This window comes from Pseudomonas moorei (assembly GCF_042846945.1).
Classification (GTDB): Bacteria; Pseudomonadota; Gammaproteobacteria; order Pseudomonadales; family Pseudomonadaceae; genus Aquipseudomonas; species Aquipseudomonas moorei.
In genome coordinates this window covers 6,450,851-6,472,371 of the sequence record NZ_AP035776.1, presented here as the reverse complement: position 1 = coordinate 6,472,371, position 21,521 = coordinate 6,450,851, and the positions used below count along the sequence as shown (strand labels likewise).

Below are 21,521 nucleotides of genomic sequence, written 5' to 3'. Positions count from 1 at the left end.
TCCCCCCAAACATAGAGTCTCCCACAGATTCGGCACTGGGCCTGTGATCCTCATTCCAGCATCTTGGCCAGCAACCAGCTGCCCGCCGGCCCCGGCGGATGCAGTCGCGACCAGAGGGCATCCACTGACACCGTTTTCGGCCAGCCGCGCACCGGCAGTTCCTGCAAGGTACCCGGACCGAAGCGCGCCACCAGCCAGCGTGGCAAAGGTGCCCAGCCGAATCCGCCCTGGGCCATTTCCAGCAGCATCAGATAACTCGGCGCCGACCAGACGCGGCCCTTTGCCCGGCTTTCGTAGGGATTGACGATGGTTGCCAGGCGCAATTCACGGTGTTGCTGCAGCACGTCCTGATCAATGTATGGCAGCGCTGCCAGCGGATGTTCGGGGGAGGCGAACAGCGCGATGTCCGTGCGTTCATCCACTGTGGAGCTGACCAGATCTGGTGGGTAACTATCCTGCATTTCGGCGAAGGCCACCTGCGCCCGACCGCTCTGTACCAAGGCGATGAGGTCATCGCATTCGGCGATCAGGCATTCGAGTTCCAAGTCGGGATAACGCTGCTCGAAGGCACTGAGTGACGCTTCGAAGCGATCGGACTGGTAGGTGTCGGACAACGCCACGGTCAACTTCGCCTCGACCCCTTGGGACAGTTGGCTGGCCGCCATTTCCAGGCGACTGGTAGCGGCCAGAATGTCCTCGGCGCGCTGCAACATCACGTGCCCGGCCGGGGTGAGCGTGGGTTTGCGGCTGCTGCGGTCGAACAGTGTCAGGTTGAGGTCGATTTCCAGGCTGGCCACCGCCGCACTGATGGTCGACTGGCTGCGGCCCAATTTACGCGCCGCGGCGGAAAACGAGCCTTGGGTCGCGGCCTGGACGAAGGCCTGCAACACTTCTTGAGAGGCCATGAACTATCGCCTTGATCGATGGTTATTGATTATTAAGTATCGGTTCGGGGTGGGATCATGGCAACCACAGTCACTCAAGGAGTCAGGCCATGAGCGCCAACAAATCCATCACTGAGCGTATTTTCCAGGCCATCGGTTTCGAATTGCTGGCCATCCTGATCTGCACCCCGTTGCTGGCGTGGATCATGGACAAACCGATGCTCGACATGGGCGTCGTGACCCTGGTCATGGCCGCGCTGGCCCTGGCGTGGAACGTGGTGTTCAACGGTTTCTTCGATCGGATGCTCAAGCGCCTGGCCATTGCCCATAACGCCTGGGTTCGTGTGGTGCATGCGCTGATGTTTGAAGGCGGACTGGTGGCCCTCGGGGTGCCGCTGATTGCCTGGTGGCTGAACATCAGCCTGTGGCAGGCGTTTTTGCTGGATATCGGCGTGCTGCTGTTTTTCCTGCCGTACACCTACCTTTATCACTGGGTGTATGACGTGGTGCGCGAGCGCATGGTCATTCGTGAAAGCTGCGGCGCATAAACGGCGAGAGCGAGCTGGCTCGCGAACTGATCTAGGATGGCGGTTTGTATGCAGGGTCCTGCATTTGATGTATGCGTAGTATCGCCATCAATTGATAGGCCAGACGACCGCCGTCGCGCGTTGGATAAGGCGGCTCAATTCAGGCAGTTAAACTCTTCTAGGGTAATCCCTGATTCATTTCCATCAGGAAATATTCGCGGTGGGGCTGTTTATGTTGATCGGCATAATCGGTGTCGACGAAGTAAATCTGTTCATCGGCACCGATGGTTTAACCGTTTTAATCGTTTGGGTGGGTACTCACCAAGTCTGGAGGCCTATTTGAAAGTTTTCCCTCAAAGCGACGACCATTCATACGACGCATTGTTAAAAGTTATAAGCGGAAATATGATGTATAAGGTAGGAAAGGTGATCTCATGACTTGAATATTATTCATATCAAACACCTCAAGCAAGGCTTGTGTTTCGCCAGGGAAGTGAGGGCAGTTTAATTCATCAAACACTAAAATCGAACCTTTTGATAATCTTGGCTTTATTGCTTCTAGAACATCCTTTGTTGGTTTGTAAACATCCATATCAAAAATGGCCATCGATATGAGTGAGTGAGGATTTTCTTCAAGCCATTTTTTCGAGGTCACTGAAGCATCTCCCTTGATCAGGGAATATTTTTTCAAGTGATTATTAGGGCTTAGCGATTCTTGAGCTTGAAGAAGCCGATCTAATAAATTTTCATATCCATCGTCTATATGAAAATCACCGGACTTTACTAGTTTCCCATCTTTTTCATCAATGCTGGCAAACCCATTAAAAGTGTCAAAACCGAAAATATGCCTGGAGTAGTTGTAGGGTTCCTTGATGGCTCTAAGATTTAGTAATGTTGCTAAGCTGCTACCATAATGAACGCCAAATTCGCAGATCGACCCTGCAACGGGGAGCATCTCATCGTATAGGAAATTAAGATTTAAAATTCGCGCCAGTGTGGGTCTTGTCAGAGTAGCAACTGAAGGCCAATTCCAATATTCCCCTGCGATGGTATGAATCTGACCATGAATATTCCGCAACTCTTCGTATGCATCTGCCTGATTGGAGGGGGTGAAAAACAGCTGACCGTCTTTAGTTCTCATTTGCTTTCCATTAAAAAGTTAAGGCCGCTCGAAATTAATTTGCTTTGAATCAGATAAGCCAGTTTAGAAACTTTGCTGTGGATGTTGGATATATTTTGATTTGGCCTGTGTATGAGCCCCATACCTCCGATAATAATCGCTTCGAGTGTCAGTTCAGCGTTTAGTATCCTAGACCATACCTGTCGCGAAGCTTCGTAGCCGACTGTACCGCTTTCATATTCATTTGAAGAAGTCATCAACTTGACTTGAGTGGGAGTATCAATTGCATTGTTTATAAAGGTCTCAAGTCTTCCAAGCAAAAAATCAAAGAATTCATCACTTGCGGCGTTGTAGATCTGGCTAGTTTTTATGTTGATCCCAGAGCTGCACTGAATAAACGGTCCTGGATTTCTGCGCAAAAAATCTTGCGCAAGATCATAGAGTGATGCTTTATCCCAAGAGGCAGGGTATTGGTATAGTGATTGATTCGCATAATAATATCCTTTGTCAAGCCCCAGGTGCTTAAGGTTTGCAGTGGTTGCAGCTTGATAAAGCTTGAAGCGAGACTCAATCATCTCATCCGCGCTTTGATTATCAAAGGATGGGTAGTTAACTGGAAAACTATCAGCTATGCCAAACTGGATAAAAAAATAACGACGTTCAACAGGGACGGCACTCAAGCATTCATTGAGTTTATTAGTCAGTGCAGCCGGATACTCGTGCCAATTATCATTGGCATGAATAACAGCATCTGTTTCAGACGTGATGGTGACAATCGAATCATATTCCGTGAATTCTGGATTTTTGAAGCATCTCAACTCCACCCCTTCGACATAATAAGCTTCCTCTGTCAGTTCAACCGGATAACGACCTGTGAGACGCTCAATACGCTTGGACAGTCCATTTGTCTTGAATTTCGGGACGAAGAATGAAGCGCCAGCTAGATGTTTCTGAATAAAAAATTCGTCTAGGTGGTCGTCGTGACCATGCGAGATAATGATATTAAGCTTGCTGGCTGGAAGAGAGAGTATTTTTTCAATAGTCTTTAAGTTAGGTGAGGGGGTTTGAATCCAGCCGCCAAAAGCAGGTGAAATGTACCAAGGATCAGTAAGAAAAAAACTACCATTTTCCTCTAAGAGTAATGAGGCGTGATTAACAAACTCTATATTCATCGACGGGTCCCTCATAATCATCAATTTATTATAAATTCAAAAACATACTAGTTAAAAATTATATCATTTTTGTTTTCTGAACATTTATCTATATAAAAAAGCGAATGTACCACTTTGTATGCATTGCTAGTCACCTACTAAGGTACAGCTCCTTGGTCTTGGATTTTGTCGGAAGTTTGAATAGTGATCATTCACTCCGCCGCAAAGCAGTTAAGACGCTGGAATTGACGCTATTGTAAATGGTGGATATCGCCGGCGTAGATGGCTTCTATGAAGTCAGCTTTGTGTTGAAGCTGATTGATGTACAGATTCACGATTCCACTCCTGAATGCATCGAGTCTTTTATGAGTCGGCGTCACGCTAGCAAACTGAAGGGCTGCTGGACGTGTTGCGCGTCAATAAAGCGTAAGCTCCCGGGCTTGTGAGCAAATGCCGTGCCGCTGGACGAAAAAAAATCCCGGCGTGAAAACCCGCCGGGATGATGTGCTGCGAACCCAGGCTGCGCCCTTGGGTTTTGTACCTGTGGAAGCGAGCCTGCTGGCGAAGGCGGCGTATCAGTCGACATCAATCCTGACGGTCAGGCCGCTTTCGCGAGCAGGCTCGCTCCTGCAGGTGTTTAGCGATGGTTTAGAACAACTGCGTGAACAACCAGTACAGGCTGCCCGACAGCACAATGGCTGCCGGCAGGGTCAGTACCCAGGCCATCAGCAAGTTGCGGATGGTCTTCATCTGCAGGCCGCCGCCATTGGCGACCATGGTCCCGGCCACACCGGAAGACAGCACGTGGGTGGTCGAGACCGGCAAACCGAACATGTCGGCGGCGCCGATGGTCAGCATGGCCACGGTTTCTGCCGAGGCGCCCTGGGCGTAGGTCAGGTGGGTCTTGCCGATCTTCTCGCCGACCGTCACCACGATGCGTTTCCAGCCGACCATGGTGCCCAGGCCGAGGGCGATCGCCACCGCAATCTTCACCCACAGCGGGATGAAGCGCGTGGAGTTGTCGATCTGCTGCTTGAACAGTTGCAGCTTGTTGCTGGTGTCGGCGTCGAAACTGCCGACCTTGTTCTTGTCCATCAGGCGAATGGTTTCGCTGGTCAGGTACATGTCGTTACGCACGTTGCCCACCGCTTCGACGGGGACTTTCGACAGCGAGCCATAACCCTTGACCTGGTTGCCAATGCTACCGGTCAGCGCGGCAAGGGCCGGCACCAACTGCGGCGTGACGGCCTTGCTGCGCACATAGTCGGACAACACTGCCCGTGGGTCGGCGGGCGCGGGTTGCGGGGCACTTTTCACCAGGGCTTGCTGGGTGACTTCGGCCACCGCGGCGAATTGCAACGCCTGATCGGCCGGCATGGTGCGGTTCAGGGCGTAAGCCATCGGCAGCGTACCGACCAGAATCAGCATGATCAGGCCCATGCCTTTCTGGCCGTCGTTGGAGCCGTGGGCGAACGACACGCCCGTGCAGGTCACGATCAGCAGACCGCGAATCCACCAAGGTGGCGGTGTGTCGCCTTTCGGTTCCTTGTACAGCGCGCGGTTCTTCACAAAGGCGCGCAGGGCCAGCAGCAGTAGTGCGGCGAAGCCGAAGCCGACCAGCGGCGACAGCAGCAGTGCATAACCGATCTTGGTCGCTTGCGCCCAGTCCACGCCGCTGGTGCCGTCACGACCGTGCATCAGTGCGTTGGCCACGCCGACACCGATGATCGAGCCGATCAGGGTGTGCGAGGAGGACGCCGGCAGGCCCAGCCACCAGGTGCCGAGGTTCCACAGGATCGCGGCGATCAGCAGGGCGAAGATCATCGCGAACCCGGCGGACGAACCCACTTGCAGAATCAGCTCCACCGGCAGCAGGGCGATGATGCCAAAGGCCACCGCGCCGCTGGAGAGCAACACGCCGAGGAAGTTGAAGAAACCGGACCAGACCACCGCGACGTTCGGTGGCAATGAATTGGTGTAAATCACCGTGGCCACCGCGTTGGCGGTGTCGTGGAAACCGTTGACGAACTCGAAACCCAGGGCAATCAGCAGCGCCACGCCCAGCAGCAGAAACGGCGTCCAGGTGGTCACCACCGTGCCGAGTTCATTCATGTCGTGCATCAGGCTGTAGGCGGTAAACAGCAAGCCAATGGCCAGTACCGCAAAGAACACCACAATGGTGAACAGACCAGGTTTTTTGTCCAACTGCGGTTTTGCGCTACTGACGGGCGCCTGGGTGGCGGAGAAGGTGGGCGTAGCCATCACTGACATTCCTGAGGAGGGAGGTGTATCAGTGATAATCGTTGCCAATTATTACAAGGAGACTGCTTTGGATCAGGGTTTTGGTGTTTCGTGGGCCATCGATCTGTGTGTCCGGTGATGAAGGGCGTGTCAATAATCCTGCTGCTTGCGAAACGCCCAGCGTCCGGCGATCACTGTGAAGGTCGCGACCAGCGCCACCAGGATCCAGAAGCCTTCCGGATCACCGGCCAGCGGAATGCCACCAACGTTCATGCCGAAGAAGCCGGCAATGATATTGATTGGCAGCGCCAGCACCGTCACCACCGTCAGGGTGAACAGCGTGCGGTTGGTCTGTTCGTTGATGTTGGCGGCGATCTCTTCCTGCAACAACTTGATCCGTTCACCCAGCGCCGTGAGGTCGTTGATGATCAACGCGAACTCCTCGGTGGATTTGCGCAGCTCCTTCACGTCTTCCTTTTGCAACCACATCGGCGGGCGATTGAGCAGGCGCAACAGCGACCCCGGCTCCAGCGCCAGCAGCCGTTGCAAGCGCACCAGCACCCGGCGGTTGGCGCCCAGTTCGGCGCGGTTGGTCGACAGGCGCGAGGAGAGTAATTCGTCTTCGACCTGATCGACACTCAAGCTGGTCTTGCGCACGATCTGGGTCAGCACTTCGCCCTGATCGCGCAACAGGTGCACCAGCAGTTCCAGCGGTGAGCGAAAACATTCCCCGGCCTTCACCGAAGAGCGCAACTTGTCCACCGAGTGCAGCGGTTGCAGGCGCGCACTGATGATCAGCCGGCTGCGCACGCACACCCACAGCGTCGAGACATCCGACGAAACCATGCTGCTGAGGTTGAACACCACGTCGTTGACCACCGCCAGCAAGGCCGAATCGACATGCTCGATGCGCGTCGAACGCGAGCCCTCATGCAAGGCCTCGAAAAACTCTTCGGGCAAGTCCAGGTGGCTTTTCATCCAGCGTTCGCACGCGGCGTGGGCCAGATTCAAATGCAGCCAGAGGAATTCGTCGCTGTCGTTCGGTTGCTGCAAGCACTGCAATGCCCTGGCCGAATCGATCTCGCGACCACGCTCTCCGGGACGAAAACTGAAACCGTAAAGCAGGCCGAACAGATCCGGGTCGCGGTGGCTTTGATCGATGCTGTGGTTCATGAGAGCTCGCAAGGTGAGGCGCCTGCTGCGGGTTTTACAGGTTCACTTGCGCCGCATCATCGCAAGCGCTGATGACGTTTTTGTGACGATAAAGTGAAGGCAAACGATTGCTTTACCGGCGGTCGGATTGTCCTCAAGAACGGCTCTGGCACGCCGATCTCGCTTGGGGTAAGTTGCGCGCCTTTGGCCAGAGGCCAGCGCCGCAGACAGGGATGTCCGGATACCTTTCACGCCTTGAACCGGGCGTGTTTCATTCCTGTCATGAGTACTTTCCGATGTTTTTGCAAAAGTCCCTGAGAGCGCAAATTCTCGCCCTGCTGAGCGGCAGTCTGGTCGCGATGTTGCTGATCGCCCTGGCCTGTTTTCACTTTTTGTCCAGCGGTGTCCAGAGCTACGCCAACCTGATCGAGGGGCCGTTGCGCACGTCGCAGCTGATCGATGAGGCCAACCTGCAGTTCAAAGTGCAGGTGCAAGAGTGGAAAAACGTCCTGTTGCGCGGCAAGCAACCGGCGGACCTGGACAAATACTGGAAGCAATTCGAAGACCGTCAGCGCGATGTGCAGGGCATCCTCGGTGAACTGGCCGGGCAGCAGGGCATCGAACCGCCACTGAGATCCCGTATCGAACGCCTGCGTGACGAGCATCGCCAACTGGGCGCCGCGTACCAGAAGGGCCGTGATGCCTACCTGGCAGCGGGTGCAGATCCCGTTGCCGGCGACACCGCAGTCAAGGGCGTGGACCGTACGACCAGCGATCAGATGAGCGCATTGGTCAGCGAGTTGCGCCAGCAGGGCGTGGAGCAGTCGAAACAGCTCAGCGCCAGTGCCGATCGCACCGTATTGCTGGGGATCATCGTGATGCTGGTCTCGGGGCTGTTGATTGGCCTGTTGAGCCTGTGGCTGGTCAACCGCAACCTGGTCGAGCCGATTCGCAAATTGATCGAATACGTGGCGCAACTCAGCCAGGGCAAGTTTGCCGAGCGCGTGTCCAGCAAGCGTCAGGATGAACTGGGCAAACTGGCGATGGCGGCCAATACCTTGCGCGATTTCCTCGCGGAAACCTTCAGCCGTTTGCAACGCAGTGCCACCGATCTGGACAGCGCCAGCGGCGAGCTCAATTCGATTGCCAACTTGATGGCCTGCGGCACCAACGAGCAGTTCAACCGCACCGATCAGGTGGCCACGGCCATGAACGAAATGTCCGCCACCGCCCAGGAAGTCGCCCGCCATGCCGCCGATGCGGCACGGGCCGCCGACGATGCGGATCAGTCCGCGCAGCAGGGCGAGAAAGTCATGCAGGGCACCATCCACACCATCACCCGGATGCGCGGCGAAATCGCCAACACCGCCACGGTCATTCGTCAGCTGGAAACCGACAGCGGGCGCATCGGCAAGGTGCTGGAAGTGATTCGCGGCATCGCCGAACAGACCAACCTGCTGGCGCTCAACGCCGCCATTGAGGCGGCTCGTGCCGGAGAGGCGGGGCGCGGTTTTGCCGTGGTGGCCGATGAAGTGCGCAGCCTGGCCCAGCGCACGGCGGCCTCGATCATCGAAATCAACCAGATCATCCAGACCGTGCAGAGCGGTGCTGTGGACGCGGCCCAGGCGATTGAAAGCGGTCAGTCGCGCAGTGAGGAAAGCGTGCAGCAAGTCACCGAAGCCGGTGCCATGCTCGAACGCATCACCCTGGCCGTGGAAGCGATCCGCGACATGAACCGCCAGATCGCCACGGCCGCCGAGGAGCAGACGTCCGTTGCCGAAGACATCTCGCGCAATCTGACGGAGATCACCAGCATCGCCAGTACCAACCTGGACAACGTGCAGCGCACCGAGGCGGCGAGCAACAACCTGCACGGCTTGTCGGGGGCGTTGAACGAGGTGACGGCGCGTTTGAGCGCGTGATGAAAACGGCTGTGTACCTGCTTGCTTACCGAGTCGGTACACAGTCGATCTCAAGTGCAGGCATGGCGTGGCGATGATGGGGTGAATTCGAACCACTTTGGATAACGCCCATGGTCAGCATCACCTCCGTTTCAATCGCCCAGCCACTGTCGAGCACAGCGACGGCTTCGACCAGTGCCACCAGCACTACTGAAGACACCTCCACCACGGCAGCGACCGCGACATCGGCTGCAAGCGATGGCAGCAAGGTTTCCGCTGGCGGCGCACCGGCGTCGGGTGGCAGCAGCTCCAGCAGCAGCGAAGAGTCCGATGCGGTCAAGGAACTGCGCAAGCAGATCGCCGAGCTGCAAAAGCAGTTGCAGGAACAACAGCAACAACTGCAAGCGGCCCAGGCCAGGCAGGAAAGTGCCGATGCCAAGGCGGCTGATGTGGCGGCGGCTCAATCGCAGATAGCGACAACCTCTGCCTCGTTGCAAACCGCCACCGCATCGCTGTTGCAGGCTTTGCAGGAAGAGGGCGGCAGCACGTCCGGTTCGCTGGTCAGCACGTCGGCGTGAACTGAACACGCGCACAAGCCGCACGAGGGTCGGTCGTGCGGCTTTTGCGCGTGTCGCGGTTACTTGTCTTGCTTGTTCTTCAGGACCTTGCCGGTGGCGGCATCGATGTCCACATCCCACTCGACATTCTGCGCGTCGCGCAATTCGATCTCATACTCGTAACCATTGAAAGGGTTATCCAGCTCGGTTTTGGTGATCGATGCACCCGGGTGCAGGTCCAGCGCGATTTTGTTCAGATCTTCCAACGGCTTGATCTTGCCGTCCTTGACCAGTTGCGGGATCTCGTCCACGCGAACATCGGCCTGCGCGAAACCGGCGGTCAGGGTCAAGGTAGCGGCGGTGAACAGGGCTGTCAGGGTTTTCATGGGCGTCTTTCCTTGGATGAGCTGTTTGAGTGGCGTCAGGTTAAGAGAGGCCACTTAATTCAGCCTTAATTGCCAGGCATCGCTGGCAAGCCAGCGATGCGGGCGCCCCGATCCCCGATCAAAAACCGTTGTTCTGCAGCACCTGCGCCACGCTCGCCGACGCCGGACGCTTGTAGAACTTCAACAACTCGCTCGTGCGGTTGGTAAAGATGCCGTCGACCCCGGCGTCCATGACTTTCTGGTAATCCAGCGCATCGTCGATGGTGTAGACGTGCACCAACAGCCCCTGATCGTGGGTGTACTGGTTCATCCAGGGTTTCACCAGGTCAGCGTAACTTTGATCGCCACCGCGGGTCAGGGCCGCGGACGGGCCGGTGCCGATGGCGCCCTGGGCCTTGGCGTAGTCGATCCAGCGCTCAAATTCGGCTTTGTCTTTGGGCTGCTGTCTGGCGTAGTAAGCGGCTTTGTCTTTCTCGCCGGACTCGGCAAACGGCACGTTGGAGGCCGGCTCGATGTTGCCTTCTCCGACCCATAGCAGCAGGACCTTCGGCACCTGCGGCATTTCCTTTTGCAGCAGCTCAAGGCTGCTCTTCTCGAAGGTTTGCAGGATGACCTTGCCATTGCCCTGGCCGACAGCCACCTGGCTGTTCGACGGTTTGGAACCCGCTGGAATCAGCCAGCCACGGGCCTGGAGTTTTTCCTTGAGATCGCGCTCGATGCCGGGAAACTGCTTGGGCTCCTTGGTTTCGATGTACAGGCCGGGTTTGTGCAGCGGATTGCCTTCGGCGATGTCGATGATTTCATCGAGGGTGAGGATTTTCAGGCCGGCAAAGGCAGGCCGCGCACGATCGGGATAGGCGCTGTTGAACCAGCTGCCGGCGTCCAGGGTTTTCAGTTCGGCGAGGGTGAACGCGGTGGCCGGGCTGTCCTTGCGCTCGGGGAATCGGCTGGCGACGTCGGTGGTGCGTTGCAGGTTGTTGTCGTGCAGGGCGAAGAGCACGCCATCCTTGCTGCGTTGCAGGTCCAGTTCCAGGTAATCGGCACCGAGGTCGCGGGCGGTCTTGTACGCGGCGGCGGTGGATTCCGGCGCGTCGTAGGACGCGCCACGGTGGGCAATCACCGCCGGATGCGGGATGCCCAAATGCGTCGCCAGTGCGGCGGGGCCGGGTTCGCTGGCGGTCTGGTTTTGGGCTTGGGCCTGGCCCAGGCCGAGCAGCATACTCAACAGCAGGGCGCTTTTGCTGAAGGTAGTGGACATGGTCGAAATCCTTTCGCGATGGGTTGTCGAGGCCCTCTCTTGTAGCAACTGAGCGTTACAAGTGCCATCGCCTGATCGACATCCCTCTGTTCAACGTGTTTTTTTGCAGTACCCTTGGCCCCGGCAACTTCCCCGGCAGAGGGAAACCCACTCGCCTTCCTTGCTTGTAAACCATCCATCACCTTTTGTGAGGTTTTCATGCGCATCACTTCCCAGCTCATCTGCCAGGCCGCCGACCAACTCAAAGGTTTCGTCGGGCTCAATCGCAAGACAGGTCGTTACATCGTGCGCTTCAGTGAAGACGCTTTCGGCATGGACGTGGCCGATGACGGCATCATTCCCGCCAGCGAATTCGTCTGGGCGCCCGGTGCCGACCAGACCATGACCCTCAAGCGCGAGTTGATTCAGTTGTTGCTGGATCAGAACATCGATGACCGGATCAACATCACCGAGCCGTTGCGGGTGTACATGCAGCGGCGGGAAGTACCGGAGATTTTGGCGGTCAGGCAATCGGTGCGGGGTTGAGTGCGTGCGGTGAATCGACTGGCCCCATCGCGAGCTTGCTCGCGATGGCTGCCTCAATAACACCGCATCAACTACCGCTGGAACTCGTAAGCCCGCTCAACCCGACACACCCGCGTATGACAATGCGCATACCAGGTCGAGCGTCCCCGTTCGCGAATCGCGCTGTGCTCAGGATGCTGTTTCCACGCCAGAATCGCCGCTTCACTGGCCCAGTACGACACGGTAATCCCCAGCCCGTCATCGCCCCGGGCCGACTCCACTCCGAGGAACCCCGGCTGCTGGCGGGCCAGTTCGACCATGCGCTCGGCCGCTTCGGCATAACCCTGGTCACCTTCGGTACGCAACGAGGTGAAGATCACGGCGAAGTAAGGGGCCGGCGGCGTGTTGGCAATCATGAGGGCTGCCCCGTGGTGGCCTGGATGAAAGCCCGTACCAGCGGCGGCAAGGTGTCTTTGAGCGCGGCGCGTTCTGGCTGGAACAAGGTGGCGACAAAGAACGGATGCCCGGCGAGTTCTACCGCTCGCAAGCCGTGCGCCGAATCCTTCCCAACGCTGTGAAGGTCATGCCTGAACAGTGCTCGTTCGAACTCGGGATTCACACCGTAATTGCAGCGGTAGCCTTCACGTATTTCAGACGTTTCGTACGCCTTGGCGATCAACGAACCTTCACGCAAATGAATGCTGTCGATGGCCTCCACCAGCGAGCAGGCCAGCGGCGTGAGCAAGGCCCGCGCAGCGTTGGGCGATGTCTCGCCATGTTCGGCATCCGCCCAGCCCAGCACGTTGCGCGCATATTCCAGCACGGCGTGTTGAAAGCCGCCGCAGGTGCCGAGGAAAGGTCGCCCTTGTTCGCGGGCAAAACGAATCGCCCGTAACGCGCCGTCCATATTGCGGTAGGGGCTGGCAGGCACACACCAGAAACCGTCGTAGCCATCGAGCGGGGTGTCGGCGTGGATGCTGTCAGTCGCCAGCCAATGTCCTTGCACGTTGTGGCCGCCGTGTTCGGCAGCCATGTTCAGGGCCACGGGAATCGCTTGGTGTGCGGTGACGTGCGGGTCGTAGTCGCCGATCAGGGCGATGCGGATGACGCGGTTTTCCATGAGCAACCTCGGCGCTTGTTGATTCCTGGCGCTCACTATAGATTGGCGTTCACGCACTCAATATGGGCGTTTTCCCAAGTGATCAATGCAGCGACGCACTATCGACTGGACTACCCGGACCTGGCGCTGATTCTTGCACTGGTGCGCGGTGGCTCTCTGGCTCGGGCCTCGCAGCTGTTGCGGGTGGATGTCTCGACGGTGTTTCGGGCGGTGCGTCGACTGGAAGCTGCGTTGGGTCAGCTATTGTTCGAAAAAAGTCGCGCCGGCTACCTGCCGACCAGCCTGGCGCAGGCCCTGGCCGAACAGGCCGAGCGCGCCGAACAAGCACTGGAAGCCGCGCGCATTGGCGTGGAGCAGGGCGGTGAAGTCATCAGCGGCACCGTGCGCCTGACCTGCACCGACTCTGTCCTGCAAGGTTTGTTGCTGCCGGCGCTGGCGCCGTTCATGCCCAACTATCCGGCGTTGACCATCGAACTCAGTACCTCCAACGACTTCGCCAATCTCAGCCGCCGCGACGCCGACATCGCCCTGCGCCTGACCCGCACACCGCCCGAGCATTTGGTCGGGCGGCGATTGGCGGCCATCTCCTACCGGGTGTGCGCCAGCGCGAGCTATCTGCAATCGGTCGATACCCGTGACCTCGCCGCACTGACCTGGATCGCCCCGGACGAATTCCTGCCCGATCACCCGACCATCGCCTGGCGTCGTCAGGCATTGCCCGGCGTGACGACCGCTTATCGCTGCAACAGCATGCTGTCGGTGACCGAGCTGGTGCGGGCAGGGTTGGGGGTGGCGGCGCTGCCGGATTTCCTGATCCGCGACGGATTGCAGGCGCTGGGTGAGCCACTGCAGGGTTGCGACACTGCGTTGTGGCTGCTGACCCGCCCGGATTGCCGCGCCTTGCGCTCGGTGGTCACCTTGTTTGATGAACTGGGGCGGGCATTGAAGCTTGCCTTGGAAAGGTCAGCTTTTTGAGGGGGCCGAATTCAACACGTGTTGATGCATTTCCGAGGTCAGGTTTTCGATGCGTTCGCTCAGCTCCTTGGTCAGTTGAGTCAGGCGAGTGTTTTGTTCGAGTAATTGCAGCAGTTGCGCATTGTTCTTCGCCGCCTCTGCCTGTCGCTCACTGTTGGCGGTCGCCAGCGCTTCACGATGCTGGGCATCGGCATCGGACTGCGCTTTATCCCGTGCCGCCTGACGGGTCTGGGCCAACAGAATCAGCGGTGCGGCATACGCCGCCTGCAGGCTGAACGCCAGGTTGAGCAGGATGAAGGGATAGACATCGAAGTGGGTCACACCGGAGATGTTAAGGGCAATCCACACCGCGACGATCAGCGTTTGGGCACCGAGAAAAGTGGGCGTGCCAAAGAACCGCGCAAAGGCCTCGGCGCGCAGGGCGAACTTGTCATCGCCAAAGGTCGGCGCCAGGTGGGCGTGAGGACGATGAAAGCGCAGGTGATCGACGGGGGAGTCGGGTTTGTTTTTGGGTGTCGTGCTCATGGTGATCTCTGCTGGAGGCTGGGGCTTGGGCTCACTATAACCCCGACGTCAGTTTCATTCTGAAACACATTGCGCCGATTCATCCGCAGCCGCCCAACGCGAGACAACGCCAGCACATTGTCATTTATTGCAACTGGTAGCAGGCCAGGAACATATCCAGTGCCGACTCCACGACGGTGCCCTGCATCTCTGCGGACAAGCCCGGCAACCCCATGGAAACCTGCGGCCAGAACGCGAAGGATTTGAGCAGGCCCTGGACCTGTTGCGCAGCAAACCCGGGATCGACAGCTTTCAACCGACCATCGGCCTGGGCGGCACGAATCCACACCGTCAGGTTTTCTTCGCGCTCACCCATGCGAGCCACCATATTTTGTGCGCGCTCGGGGGAATGGATGGTGGCCGCGATTGCCACTCGTGCCAGGTTGAGAAAGTTGTCATCGCCCAGCATCTGCATTTTCGCCATCAGGTGCAGGCGCAGTTGTTCCCGCAGCGGTTGGTCAGAGCGATAGGGCGTTTCCTGCTCTGCCATTACGCGTGCCCACAATTGATTGAGGATTTCGGCGAACAACTCTTCCTTGCTGGGGAAGTGGTTGTACACCGTGCGCTTCGACACGCCGGCAGTGGCGGCGATCTTGTCCATGCTGGTGATGTCGAAACCGTTGGCACGGAATTCGGCAATGGCCGCCTGGATGATGGCGTCGCGTTTTCGGTCGGTGAGGCGCTGTGGAGCTGTCATAAGTACGCTTCGGCAGAGGTAAGTGGAAAATTACACTGGGCAGTTTACTTGTCATCCGCTTTGATGCAACCTAGAAACTACACTGTGCAGTGTAATGTTTTGTTAATCCTGCCCAGTGATAAACAGAACCATCCGGCTGATGCGTGCGTGCCTTGGCCATTTATCGTCCAACCTTGAGAAATCGGTTTCTTGCGGTTTTTCTGGAGTCATTCAGTCATGGCCAATACCACTTCCCCCGCGGACATCGTTGCCGCCTCTGAAGCGTCCCGTCAGACAGAAGGGCAATACCTCAACCATGCGCCGTACAAGCGCGAAGGCTTTCGCAAGACCCTGCGCATCCTGTGGAACGTGATCTTCCACAAGCCGCGCGACACCCGGCCGAGCGCCCCCGTGCCGGTGCAAACCCTGACCCAGGCGGCGCTGATTGCCGCGCCGAACCACAGCGTCTATCGCCTTGGCCATTCCACGGTGCTGCTCAAATTGCGGGACAAGTTCTGGATCACTGACCCGGTCTTCGCCGAACGTGCGTCGCCTGTGCAATGGGCCGGCCCCAGGCGCTTTCACCAGCCGCCGATCAGCCTCGAGCAATTGCCACCGATTGAAGCGGTGATCCTGTCCCACGACCACTACGATCACCTGGACTATCAGGCCGTGCTGCAACTCGCCGACAAGGCCAAGTACTTCCTCACGCCGCTGGGCGTGGGCGACACCCTGATTAAATGGGGCATCGACGCCAGCAAGATCCGGCAACTGGACTGGTGGCAGGACACTGAAGTCGATGGCATTCGTTTCGTCGCCACCCCTTCACAACACTTCTCCGGTCGCGGCCTGTTCGACGGCAACAGCACCCTCTGGGCTTCGTGGGTGATGATCGACGGCCACACGCGCATCTTCTTCAGCGGCGACAGCGGCTACTTCGAAGGCTTCAAACACATCGGCGAACAATATGGCCCTTTCGACCTGACCCTCATGGAAACCGGCGCCTACAACGTCGAGTGGCCCCACGTGCACATGCAACCGGAACAAACCCTGCAAGCCCACATCGACCTCAAGGGCCGCTGGCTGCTGCCGATTCACAACGGCACCTTCGACCTGTCGATGCACGCCTGGTACGAACCCTTCGACCGCATCCTGGCCCTGGCCTGGGATCGCAGCGTTTCGATTACCACGCCGCAGATGGGCGAGGCGTTCAACCTCATGTACCCGCAGCGCGGTGGTGCGTGGTGGTTGGAGGTGGAGGGGGAGAGTGATCGGGTGACTGTGCAGAATGCATAAGTTGCGTTGGATAGTTGGCGTTTCAGGTAAAAACGACGTCAAGCCGGCCCTCTTTTCGTGATCGGGGGGCCGACTTGACGACGATTTGCACATCGCGCCCCAGCAGCAACAGACACTCCATCATCTTGGCTTCACTGATGCCTCGGAACTTGCCGCGCAGCATCTCGGAAAGTTTGGGCTGCGACAGCCCTAAAATTTCCGACGCCTGGACCTGGGTTAAATGGCGTGCCTTGATGATTTCACCAATTTTTGCGGCCAGCTGGGATTTGACCCGCATTTCGTTGGAATCGGGAGTCCCCAGGTCTGCGTAGACGTTCCCGCTGCTTTCTTCGATTTCAATCATTTCCTGATCCTTTCGCATGATCCTGCGCGGCTTGAAGCCTCATCCTGATCAGATCGATGTCGCACTGCGCGGTTCTGATGCCACTAGTCGACTTTTTCTGAAAGCAGTGCAGAACATAAATGGCACTACCGAAACGAACGGTATAAGCGGCGCGGTAGGTATTCGTGTTGAAGTCCTCAATCAACTCTAGGATCCCGGCACCTCCAAAGCCCTTGAGAGGCTTGGCGTCAGGATGTTTCTTACCGCTTTGCGCCAGATCTAGAGCGTGCCCAAAAACATCCTGTACATCTGCGGGAAATTGCTTGAGATCTTTCTTGCTGCTACCGACCCACAGGAGTGGCTTCCTTGTACTCATGCGAAAATATACCTATATGGGAATAATCGTCAATCGATGCCTTCGATTACTCAACCATCGCAAAATCCGCCCGCTCCATTGGATTGGGGGTACAACCTCTCAGATTCATCCCGCGCCCCGGCGCAAACCCCGGGAAGAACACCAGCCCCTCGGCTTCAAACCGATACGCCAGTGTCAGCCGGGTGACGTCCCGCACATCCTGCTCTGCTTCGAAGCGCTGAATGGCCTCCACCGAAACCCCGGATTCGCGAGACAGTTCCTCCACGCTCCAGCCCAGCATCGCTCGGGCCTGGGCGCAGTGGGCCGGGGTGAATTGGAAAAGGGCGATACGTTCCAGGGTGATTTTCATCGCTTGAGAGGCCATGGTGTTCTCCGGGCTCGAGAGTGTTGATCCAAAATATACTGTGTTTTTGTACAGTTGTTTTGAGCCCGGATCAATTTGATTTTTCGATTTCTGCTATTTCGCCCCTTCCAACCAGACGGATGGCGGCTGACCCAAAAGGCGTCGGAACATGGTCGAGAAGGCCGCCGGGCTGTCGTAACCGAAATCCAGGGCAATGCTGGTCACCGGTTCACCCGCGACCAGCCGCGCAAGCGCCAGCACCACACAGGCGCGTTGCCGCCATTGGCTGAAACTCAAGCCGGTCTGTTGGCGAAACAGGCGATTGAACGTGCGCAAACTGACATGCAATTGATCGGCCCATTGTTGCGGCGATTGGTGGGCGTCGGGTCGCTGCACAAAGGCCTGGCACAACGCGAGCAGGCGCGCATCGAGCGGTAGCGGGATATGCAACGGCAGGTGAGTGCTGAGCGCCAGTTCGTGCAGCAGCAAATCGACCAGGGCGGCGTCGCGACTGTTTTCGGCGTACTCCAGCGCCATCTCCACTGCTTCCATCAACAGGTGCCGCATCAACGGCGACACACTGATGACCTGACAGCGCTGGCCCAAATCGATCGCACTCGGCTCGATGTACAAGCTGCGAGTGCTCACCCCCAGCATCAAGACCTCATGCGCCACCCCCGCCGGAATCCATACCGCCCGTTGCGGCGGCACCACCCAATTGCCGTCATGCGTGCTCACTTGCATCACCCCCGTGGCGCCATACAACAACTGCGCGCGACGGTGTGTATGACGGGGCAACCATTGGCCGTAGGCATAATCCGTACCGATGGCGACCACCGGGCGCGGCGTGGCGTCCAGCAGATCAATCGAAATATTGCGCATTGGGCCCCCCACGGTTGGCGTAAACGCAAACATTATTGGCTGACTTGCTGAAGCAGGCCAAGGCGCAGCGCTTTATCGTCGACCGCTCTCAATCAACGGACGACGCGCAATGTTCTATCTATGGCTGACACTCTTCGGCTGCATGAGCGGCGTTACCGCCGTGTTGTTTGGTTTTGGCGGCGGCTTCGTGGTGGTGCCATTGCTCTACCGCATGCTCATGGCCAGGCACGGTGTCGGCGACCCCATCGGCCAAGCGGCGATGCACATTGCCGTTGCCACCTCGACCTGCGTGATGATCGTCAATGCCCTGATCGCCACCGGAAAACACCACCGCGCCGGTCATCTCATTCGCCATTACCTGTGGCCGTTGGGCGGCTTCATTGGTGTGGGAGCGGCACTTGGCGCCATGGCCGCGATGCAGGCCAGTGGCCAACTCATTCGTTTGGCCTTTATCGCCTACCTGGGGCTGACCATTCTGGATTGCCTGTTCAGAGACGGCTTTCTCACACCTACCCAGCCGCGAAATCCACGGCGATTGAGTCGGTCAGAACAGTCTGGCGGCGGTGTGGGAATCGGCCTCATTGCCACCTTTCTCGGCGTGGGCGGCAGCGTCATGACCGTGCCGTTATTGCGTCGATGCGGACTGAGCATGTCCCAGGCGACATCCATGGCTAATCCGCTGAGCTTGCCCGTGGCGCTGGCGGGGACCCTGACCTACATGGCCATGGCCGGCTTCAGCGCGTTTGATCTGGGGCCGTGGTTTGTCGGATACGTGGATCTGCTGGCGTTTGCGGTGTTGACGGTTGGATCGGTGGTGGGGATTCGCCTGGCCACGCCCTGGATCGGGCGCATACCGGACTGGATTCACGCGCGGGTGTACGTCGGGTTACTGGTGCTGGTGATGATCGTCATGCTTTTCCCTGCTTTGGCGAGTTGAAGCCGCGCACAATACTTGGGCATCTCAGGGAGTTGTTTCTGATATCCACGTTCCGGGACTCGATTCCGCAACCTGACCTCGCCATAATCCGCCCCGAAATTTACCAGCGCCGTTCTCAAAATACGGCGCTACCACCGACTCATTCAAGGATCGATCCATGCTCAAAGGACTGTTGCGCCTGGCACCTCACGCCGCAGTGCTGTTCACACTGGCTTCCACTGCCCATGCCGAAGATAGCCGGCAGGTATTCACTGGCACCCTAGGCAAAATGCCGATCGTGGTGGAGCTCAACACCACACAGCAGGACGAAGTGACGGGTCGCTATTTCTATGAGAAGTACCACCGAGACTTGGCGCTCAGCGGCTCGCTGCAAGACAACAAGCTGACCCTCGTTGAGGGCGACAACCGCTTCGACGACGCTAAGCCGTTGCCAACCTTGAAGTTGGAACAGACCGCCAACGGCTGGCAGGGCGAGTGGCAAAGTCCGCAGGGCAAGATGCTGTTAGTAAAACTCTCGCAGGCCAAATTACCGGCAGCGACGTCGAGTGCGTTGCCCTTCATCGCCGGGCTGCCGAAGACCAATCCATACGAATATTTGCGCCTTCAGGGACTTAAGCTCAAACCCGCGAAAACACAAAACTTCATGGGCTATGAGCTGCAATGGTGGACGGAGCCTGAGTCGAAGCTCTCTATGTTCAGCGTGGAGTCCGGCTATGCAAAAGAGGATCAGCAGCGGATCAATGAACACCTGCTCGGACGGCTATGGAGTGAAGTGATCAGCTATCACAGCTGTCTGTTGTATGGCGGGGAATTTGCCGAATTCGAACAAAGAGCTACCGCCTCGTTTATCTCGTCCGACGTGGTTAGCCTGGACATTTTCACCGCTTACAGTTGTGGCGGTGCCCACCCGGACTTTGGGAGCTCTCCGATCAACCTCGACGTACACACGGGTGAGCTTTTGAAACTCAAAGACGTGCTGTGGGTTGGTGAGCCCAATAGCGCGGCAAGTGAATACGATCAGCAAAAAGTCATGGTGCCGTGGCTGATCAAACAATTCACTGCGCTCTACCCAGATGAAATGAAGAAGCCCGCCGAAGATGACGGCGACTGCGATTACACCGATGAAAGCATCTGGGGTTATTCGAACTGGCGCTTCACACCGAAAGGTATTTACCTCGGACCTTATTTCGCCCGCTACCAGCGCAGCTGCGATGGTCCCGAATGGCCGGTGCTGCCGTACTCGCTGGTCAATCAACACCCTGGTGCAGTCAAACTGCGACTGCCCCAAGGCTAGCCGTCACGCCAGCCCCGACGCCTCCCGCACAATAAAGTGATCCAGATTCTCAATGTTGGCACTGAACACCCCGAACGTCTGCTCGGGGTTTTTCTTGCTTGGCACCTGCTTCAGCTCGGGCGTCACGCCATAAAAGAAGCAATACAACTCGCGCCCGCTCTCGATGGCGTGCTTGATCTCCTCCAGGAACGCCTTGCGCTTGCGGTAGGTGTCGATCAGCTTCTTGCTCAGGTAAACATTGACCGAGTAAGGCTTCTTCTCGAACCAGACCTTCTTCTCGAAATCGATGCGGAAACTCTGGGTGTAGTCCTTGATTTGCTTGATCTTGCCCCAGTAAATCAGCCCCTTGTTGTCCTGCAGGTACTCGATCTTCTTGAAAAACGCGGCGTACGTTGCCGTGTGCTCGCCGATCTTCAACGGCATGCGCTTGAGCAGGTCCTTGTCGTCGAAGTTCGACACGAAACACTCCACCGGGTGGGCGAAGACGCTGGTCTTGTCCGGCGTCGAATCGTGGCTCGGCGGTTCGACACTATTGGCGGTCGAAGGCGTTGCGGGCTCATGCCCTTTACTGTCGGGCGCCACCGCCGCGTTGGATGGCTGGCGCACATACGCACGCCGAGTCAGTAACAATTCCGACGGGAAATGCTCCTCGCGACCGTCATCCGTTTCCGCCCCATCCGCCTCCACACCCGATGCCGGCGTCTTCAGGCTGACATAAGGACAACCCTCGACATGCCGCGTACTCGGCAAGTTCTTGAAGTGCGGCGTACGCACGTAATTCACATTCTTGGCATTGAACGTCCCCAACTCGTTCGCCACATCGAACGCCAAACGACAGGCATCGTTGGGGCACTGGAAGTGTTCCTTGGCGGAATCGAAGGCCATGGTCTCGTCGAAATTCAGATCGCGCACGTCATAGATCGACAGCTTGGCGTCGAGGCTGAGGCAGTAGGCGAGGTCGAATTTCATGGGCGGGCTCGGGTCCGTGAGGGGAAGGGTATTAATAGCGGGCGGCGGGGTGGGTTGCACTTACTGTTTTCAACACATTACTAAGC

The 21,521-nt window shown here is 57.7% G+C and carries 24 protein-coding genes; 8 read left to right on the top strand and 16 right to left on the bottom strand.

The features are described 5' to 3' along the window. Positions 1-50: 50 nt before the first annotated feature. A complete protein-coding gene (locus tag ACGJAX_RS30210; RefSeq protein ID WP_248916770.1) occupies positions 51-905 on the bottom strand; it encodes a LysR family transcriptional regulator in 855 nt (284 codons plus the stop codon). 89 nt (positions 906-994) lie between these two features. Between ACGJAX_RS30210 and ACGJAX_RS30205 the strand changes: the two genes are divergently transcribed. Next, positions 995-1,432, top strand: coding sequence for a multidrug/biocide efflux PACE transporter (locus tag ACGJAX_RS30205; RefSeq protein WP_090324656.1), 438 nt, complete (start codon positions 995-997; stop codon positions 1,430-1,432). 370 nt (positions 1,433-1,802) lie between these two features. Here the strand turns inward: ACGJAX_RS30205 and ACGJAX_RS30200 are convergent, their stop codons facing one another. From ACGJAX_RS30200 to ACGJAX_RS30185, 4 genes are all read right to left on the bottom strand, one after another. After that, a complete protein-coding gene (locus tag ACGJAX_RS30200) occupies positions 1,803-2,552 on the bottom strand; it encodes a class I SAM-dependent methyltransferase (protein WP_390957106.1) in 750 nt (249 codons plus the stop codon). Continuing rightward, complete coding sequence (locus tag ACGJAX_RS30195; RefSeq protein WP_390957105.1) at positions 2,549-3,703, bottom strand: MBL fold metallo-hydrolase; 1,155 nt, start codon at positions 3,701-3,703, stop codon at positions 2,549-2,551. Before ACGJAX_RS30195 ends, ACGJAX_RS30200 begins: the two co-directional genes overlap by 4 nt. A gap of 627 nt (positions 3,704-4,330) precedes the next feature. Next, the gene (locus ACGJAX_RS30190) at positions 4,331-5,944 is read right to left on the bottom strand and encodes an inorganic phosphate transporter (RefSeq protein ID WP_390957104.1); all 1,614 of its coding nucleotides are present in this window, start codon (positions 5,942-5,944) and stop codon (positions 4,331-4,333) included. Between the two features lie 129 nt (positions 5,945-6,073). After that, positions 6,074-7,096 carry a transporter gene (locus tag ACGJAX_RS30185; protein ID WP_090324653.1) on the bottom strand — a complete coding sequence of 341 codons (1,023 nt, stop codon included), beginning with the start codon at positions 7,094-7,096 and terminating at the stop codon, positions 6,074-6,076. Between the two features lie 275 nt (positions 7,097-7,371). On the opposite strand from ACGJAX_RS30185, the gene ACGJAX_RS30180 reads away from it, so the two are divergent. Then, positions 7,372-8,997 carry a methyl-accepting chemotaxis protein gene (locus tag ACGJAX_RS30180; RefSeq protein WP_390957103.1) on the top strand — a complete coding sequence of 542 codons (1,626 nt, stop codon included), beginning with the start codon at positions 7,372-7,374 and terminating at the stop codon, positions 8,995-8,997. Positions 8,998-9,107: 110 nt separating this feature from the next. Then, on the top strand, positions 9,108-9,554 hold the full coding sequence (locus ACGJAX_RS30175) for a hypothetical protein (RefSeq protein ID WP_390957102.1): 447 nt from the start codon (positions 9,108-9,110) through the stop codon (positions 9,552-9,554). Between the two features lie 59 nt (positions 9,555-9,613). On the opposite strand, the gene ACGJAX_RS30170 is transcribed toward ACGJAX_RS30175, so the two are convergent. Together ACGJAX_RS30170 and ACGJAX_RS30165 are read right to left on the bottom strand one after the other, a co-directional pair. Next, on the bottom strand, positions 9,614-9,919 hold the full coding sequence (locus tag ACGJAX_RS30170; protein WP_390957101.1) for a PepSY domain-containing protein: 306 nt from the start codon (positions 9,917-9,919) through the stop codon (positions 9,614-9,616). Positions 9,920-10,037: 118 nt separating this feature from the next. Continuing rightward, positions 10,038-11,177, bottom strand: a complete 1,140-nt coding sequence (locus ACGJAX_RS30165) for a glycerophosphodiester phosphodiesterase family protein (protein ID WP_390957100.1) — start codon at positions 11,175-11,177, stop codon at positions 10,038-10,040. A 198-nt stretch (positions 11,178-11,375) separates the two neighbouring features. Between ACGJAX_RS30165 and ACGJAX_RS30160 the strand changes: the two genes are divergently transcribed. After that, positions 11,376-11,702: a DUF2025 family protein gene (locus tag ACGJAX_RS30160; protein ID WP_090324645.1), complete on the top strand. Its 327-nt coding sequence runs from the start codon at positions 11,376-11,378 to the stop codon at positions 11,700-11,702. A gap of 71 nt (positions 11,703-11,773) precedes the next feature. Here the strand turns inward: ACGJAX_RS30160 and ACGJAX_RS30155 are convergent, their stop codons facing one another. Further along, entirely contained in the window at positions 11,774-12,097 is a 324-nt protein-coding gene (locus ACGJAX_RS30155) for an antibiotic biosynthesis monooxygenase (RefSeq protein ID WP_390957099.1), read from the bottom strand. Beyond that, the gene (locus ACGJAX_RS30150) at positions 12,094-12,801 is read right to left on the bottom strand and encodes a CTP synthase (protein ID WP_390957098.1); all 708 of its coding nucleotides are present in this window, start codon (positions 12,799-12,801) and stop codon (positions 12,094-12,096) included. Before ACGJAX_RS30150 ends, ACGJAX_RS30155 begins: the two co-directional genes overlap by 4 nt. Before the next feature lie 15 nt (positions 12,802-12,816). On the opposite strand from ACGJAX_RS30150, the gene ACGJAX_RS30145 reads away from it, so the two are divergent. Then, positions 12,817-13,776, top strand: coding sequence for a LysR substrate-binding domain-containing protein (locus ACGJAX_RS30145; protein ID WP_390960030.1), 960 nt, complete (start codon positions 12,817-12,819; stop codon positions 13,774-13,776). Here the strand turns inward: ACGJAX_RS30145 and ACGJAX_RS30140 are convergent. Together ACGJAX_RS30140 and ACGJAX_RS30135 are read right to left on the bottom strand one after the other, a co-directional pair. Continuing rightward, positions 13,765-14,301 carry a DUF1003 domain-containing protein gene (locus tag ACGJAX_RS30140; protein ID WP_248916762.1) on the bottom strand — a complete coding sequence of 179 codons (537 nt, stop codon included), beginning with the start codon at positions 14,299-14,301 and terminating at the stop codon, positions 13,765-13,767. The two genes, ACGJAX_RS30145 and ACGJAX_RS30140, sit on opposite strands and share 12 nt — an antisense overlap. Positions 14,302-14,425: 124 nt before the next feature. Beyond that, positions 14,426-15,037, bottom strand: coding sequence for a TetR/AcrR family transcriptional regulator C-terminal domain-containing protein (locus ACGJAX_RS30135; RefSeq protein ID WP_390957097.1), 612 nt, complete (start codon positions 15,035-15,037; stop codon positions 14,426-14,428). A gap of 216 nt (positions 15,038-15,253) precedes the next feature. Between ACGJAX_RS30135 and ACGJAX_RS30130 the strand changes: the two genes are divergently transcribed. Next, positions 15,254-16,312, top strand: coding sequence for an MBL fold metallo-hydrolase (locus ACGJAX_RS30130; RefSeq protein ID WP_390957096.1), 1,059 nt, complete (start codon positions 15,254-15,256; stop codon positions 16,310-16,312). A gap of 22 nt (positions 16,313-16,334) precedes the next feature. On the opposite strand, the gene ACGJAX_RS30125 is transcribed toward ACGJAX_RS30130, so the two are convergent. The 4 genes from ACGJAX_RS30125 to ACGJAX_RS30110 all read right to left on the bottom strand — a co-directional run bounded on the left by ACGJAX_RS30125 (position 16,335) and on the right by ACGJAX_RS30110 (position 18,235). Next, the gene (locus tag ACGJAX_RS30125) at positions 16,335-16,655 is read right to left on the bottom strand and encodes a helix-turn-helix domain-containing protein (protein ID WP_090324633.1); all 321 of its coding nucleotides are present in this window, start codon (positions 16,653-16,655) and stop codon (positions 16,335-16,337) included. Beyond that, a complete protein-coding gene (locus ACGJAX_RS30120; protein ID WP_390957095.1) occupies positions 16,648-17,010 on the bottom strand; it encodes a type II toxin-antitoxin system RelE/ParE family toxin in 363 nt (120 codons plus the stop codon). The genes ACGJAX_RS30125 and ACGJAX_RS30120 overlap by 8 nt, the downstream gene beginning before the upstream one ends. A 46-nt stretch (positions 17,011-17,056) precedes the next feature. After that, positions 17,057-17,374, bottom strand: coding sequence for a helix-turn-helix transcriptional regulator (locus ACGJAX_RS30115; protein WP_090324630.1), 318 nt, complete (start codon positions 17,372-17,374; stop codon positions 17,057-17,059). Between the two features lie 93 nt (positions 17,375-17,467). Next, complete coding sequence (locus tag ACGJAX_RS30110; protein ID WP_090324628.1) at positions 17,468-18,235, bottom strand: helix-turn-helix domain-containing protein; 768 nt, start codon at positions 18,233-18,235, stop codon at positions 17,468-17,470. Positions 18,236-18,344: 109 nt separating this feature from the next. On the opposite strand from ACGJAX_RS30110, the gene ACGJAX_RS30105 reads away from it, so the two are divergent. Then, positions 18,345-19,172: a TSUP family transporter gene (locus tag ACGJAX_RS30105; RefSeq protein ID WP_390957094.1), complete on the top strand. Its 828-nt coding sequence runs from the start codon at positions 18,345-18,347 to the stop codon at positions 19,170-19,172. Between the two features lie 157 nt (positions 19,173-19,329). Next, complete coding sequence (locus ACGJAX_RS30100; RefSeq protein ID WP_390957093.1) at positions 19,330-20,466, top strand: hypothetical protein; 1,137 nt, start codon at positions 19,330-19,332, stop codon at positions 20,464-20,466. A 3-nt stretch (positions 20,467-20,469) separates the two neighbouring features. Here ACGJAX_RS30100 and ACGJAX_RS30095 read toward each other — a convergent pair whose 3' ends face one another. Then, a complete protein-coding gene (locus ACGJAX_RS30095; RefSeq protein WP_390957092.1) occupies positions 20,470-21,435 on the bottom strand; it encodes a hypothetical protein in 966 nt (321 codons plus the stop codon). Between the last annotated feature and the right edge of the window lie 86 nt (positions 21,436-21,521).

What these genes read in the sequence shown, in the direction of transcription:
- ACGJAX_RS30205 (WP_090324656.1), top strand. Translation starts at nt 995, where the DNA reads ATGAGCGCCAACAAATCCATCACTGAGCGTATTTTCCAGGCCATCGGT.
- ACGJAX_RS30100 (WP_390957093.1), top strand. Translation starts at nt 19,330, where the DNA reads ATGCTCAAAGGACTGTTGCGCCTGGCACCTCACGCCGCAGTGCTGTTC.
- ACGJAX_RS30175 (WP_390957102.1), top strand. Translation starts at nt 9,108, where the DNA reads ATGGTCAGCATCACCTCCGTTTCAATCGCCCAGCCACTGTCGAGCACA.
- ACGJAX_RS30160 (WP_090324645.1), top strand. Translation starts at nt 11,376, where the DNA reads ATGCGCATCACTTCCCAGCTCATCTGCCAGGCCGCCGACCAACTCAAA.
- ACGJAX_RS30140 (WP_248916762.1), bottom strand. Translation starts at nt 14,301, where the DNA reads ATGAGCACGACACCCAAAAACAAACCCGACTCCCCCGTCGATCACCTG.
- ACGJAX_RS30115 (WP_090324630.1), bottom strand. Translation starts at nt 17,374, where the DNA reads ATGGCCTCTCAAGCGATGAAAATCACCCTGGAACGTATCGCCCTTTTC.
- ACGJAX_RS30150 (WP_390957098.1), bottom strand. Translation starts at nt 12,801, where the DNA reads ATGGAAAACCGCGTCATCCGCATCGCCCTGATCGGCGACTACGACCCG.
- ACGJAX_RS30120 (WP_390957095.1), bottom strand. Translation starts at nt 17,010, where the DNA reads ATGAGTACAAGGAAGCCACTCCTGTGGGTCGGTAGCAGCAAGAAAGAT.
- ACGJAX_RS30200 (WP_390957106.1), bottom strand. Translation starts at nt 2,552, where the DNA reads ATGAGAACTAAAGACGGTCAGCTGTTTTTCACCCCCTCCAATCAGGCA.
- ACGJAX_RS30110 (WP_090324628.1), bottom strand. Translation starts at nt 18,235, where the DNA reads ATGCGCAATATTTCGATTGATCTGCTGGACGCCACGCCGCGCCCGGTG.
- ACGJAX_RS30190 (WP_390957104.1), bottom strand. Translation starts at nt 5,944, where the DNA reads ATGGCTACGCCCACCTTCTCCGCCACCCAGGCGCCCGTCAGTAGCGCA.
- ACGJAX_RS30125 (WP_090324633.1), bottom strand. Translation starts at nt 16,655, where the DNA reads ATGATTGAAATCGAAGAAAGCAGCGGGAACGTCTACGCAGACCTGGGG.
- ACGJAX_RS30195 (WP_390957105.1), bottom strand. Translation starts at nt 3,703, where the DNA reads ATGAATATAGAGTTTGTTAATCACGCCTCATTACTCTTAGAGGAAAAT.
- ACGJAX_RS30185 (WP_090324653.1), bottom strand. Translation starts at nt 7,096, where the DNA reads ATGAACCACAGCATCGATCAAAGCCACCGCGACCCGGATCTGTTCGGC.
- ACGJAX_RS30135 (WP_390957097.1), bottom strand. Translation starts at nt 15,037, where the DNA reads ATGACAGCTCCACAGCGCCTCACCGACCGAAAACGCGACGCCATCATC.
- ACGJAX_RS30165 (WP_390957100.1), bottom strand. Translation starts at nt 11,177, where the DNA reads ATGTCCACTACCTTCAGCAAAAGCGCCCTGCTGTTGAGTATGCTGCTC.
- ACGJAX_RS30170 (WP_390957101.1), bottom strand. Translation starts at nt 9,919, where the DNA reads ATGAAAACCCTGACAGCCCTGTTCACCGCCGCTACCTTGACCCTGACC.
- ACGJAX_RS30180 (WP_390957103.1), top strand. Translation starts at nt 7,372, where the DNA reads ATGTTTTTGCAAAAGTCCCTGAGAGCGCAAATTCTCGCCCTGCTGAGC.
- ACGJAX_RS30095 (WP_390957092.1), bottom strand. Translation starts at nt 21,435, where the DNA reads ATGAAATTCGACCTCGCCTACTGCCTCAGCCTCGACGCCAAGCTGTCG.
- ACGJAX_RS30155 (WP_390957099.1), bottom strand. Translation starts at nt 12,097, where the DNA reads ATGATTGCCAACACGCCGCCGGCCCCTTACTTCGCCGTGATCTTCACC.
- ACGJAX_RS30210 (WP_248916770.1), bottom strand. Translation starts at nt 905, where the DNA reads ATGGCCTCTCAAGAAGTGTTGCAGGCCTTCGTCCAGGCCGCGACCCAA.
- ACGJAX_RS30130 (WP_390957096.1), top strand. Translation starts at nt 15,254, where the DNA reads ATGGCCAATACCACTTCCCCCGCGGACATCGTTGCCGCCTCTGAAGCG.
- ACGJAX_RS30105 (WP_390957094.1), top strand. Translation starts at nt 18,345, where the DNA reads ATGTTCTATCTATGGCTGACACTCTTCGGCTGCATGAGCGGCGTTACC.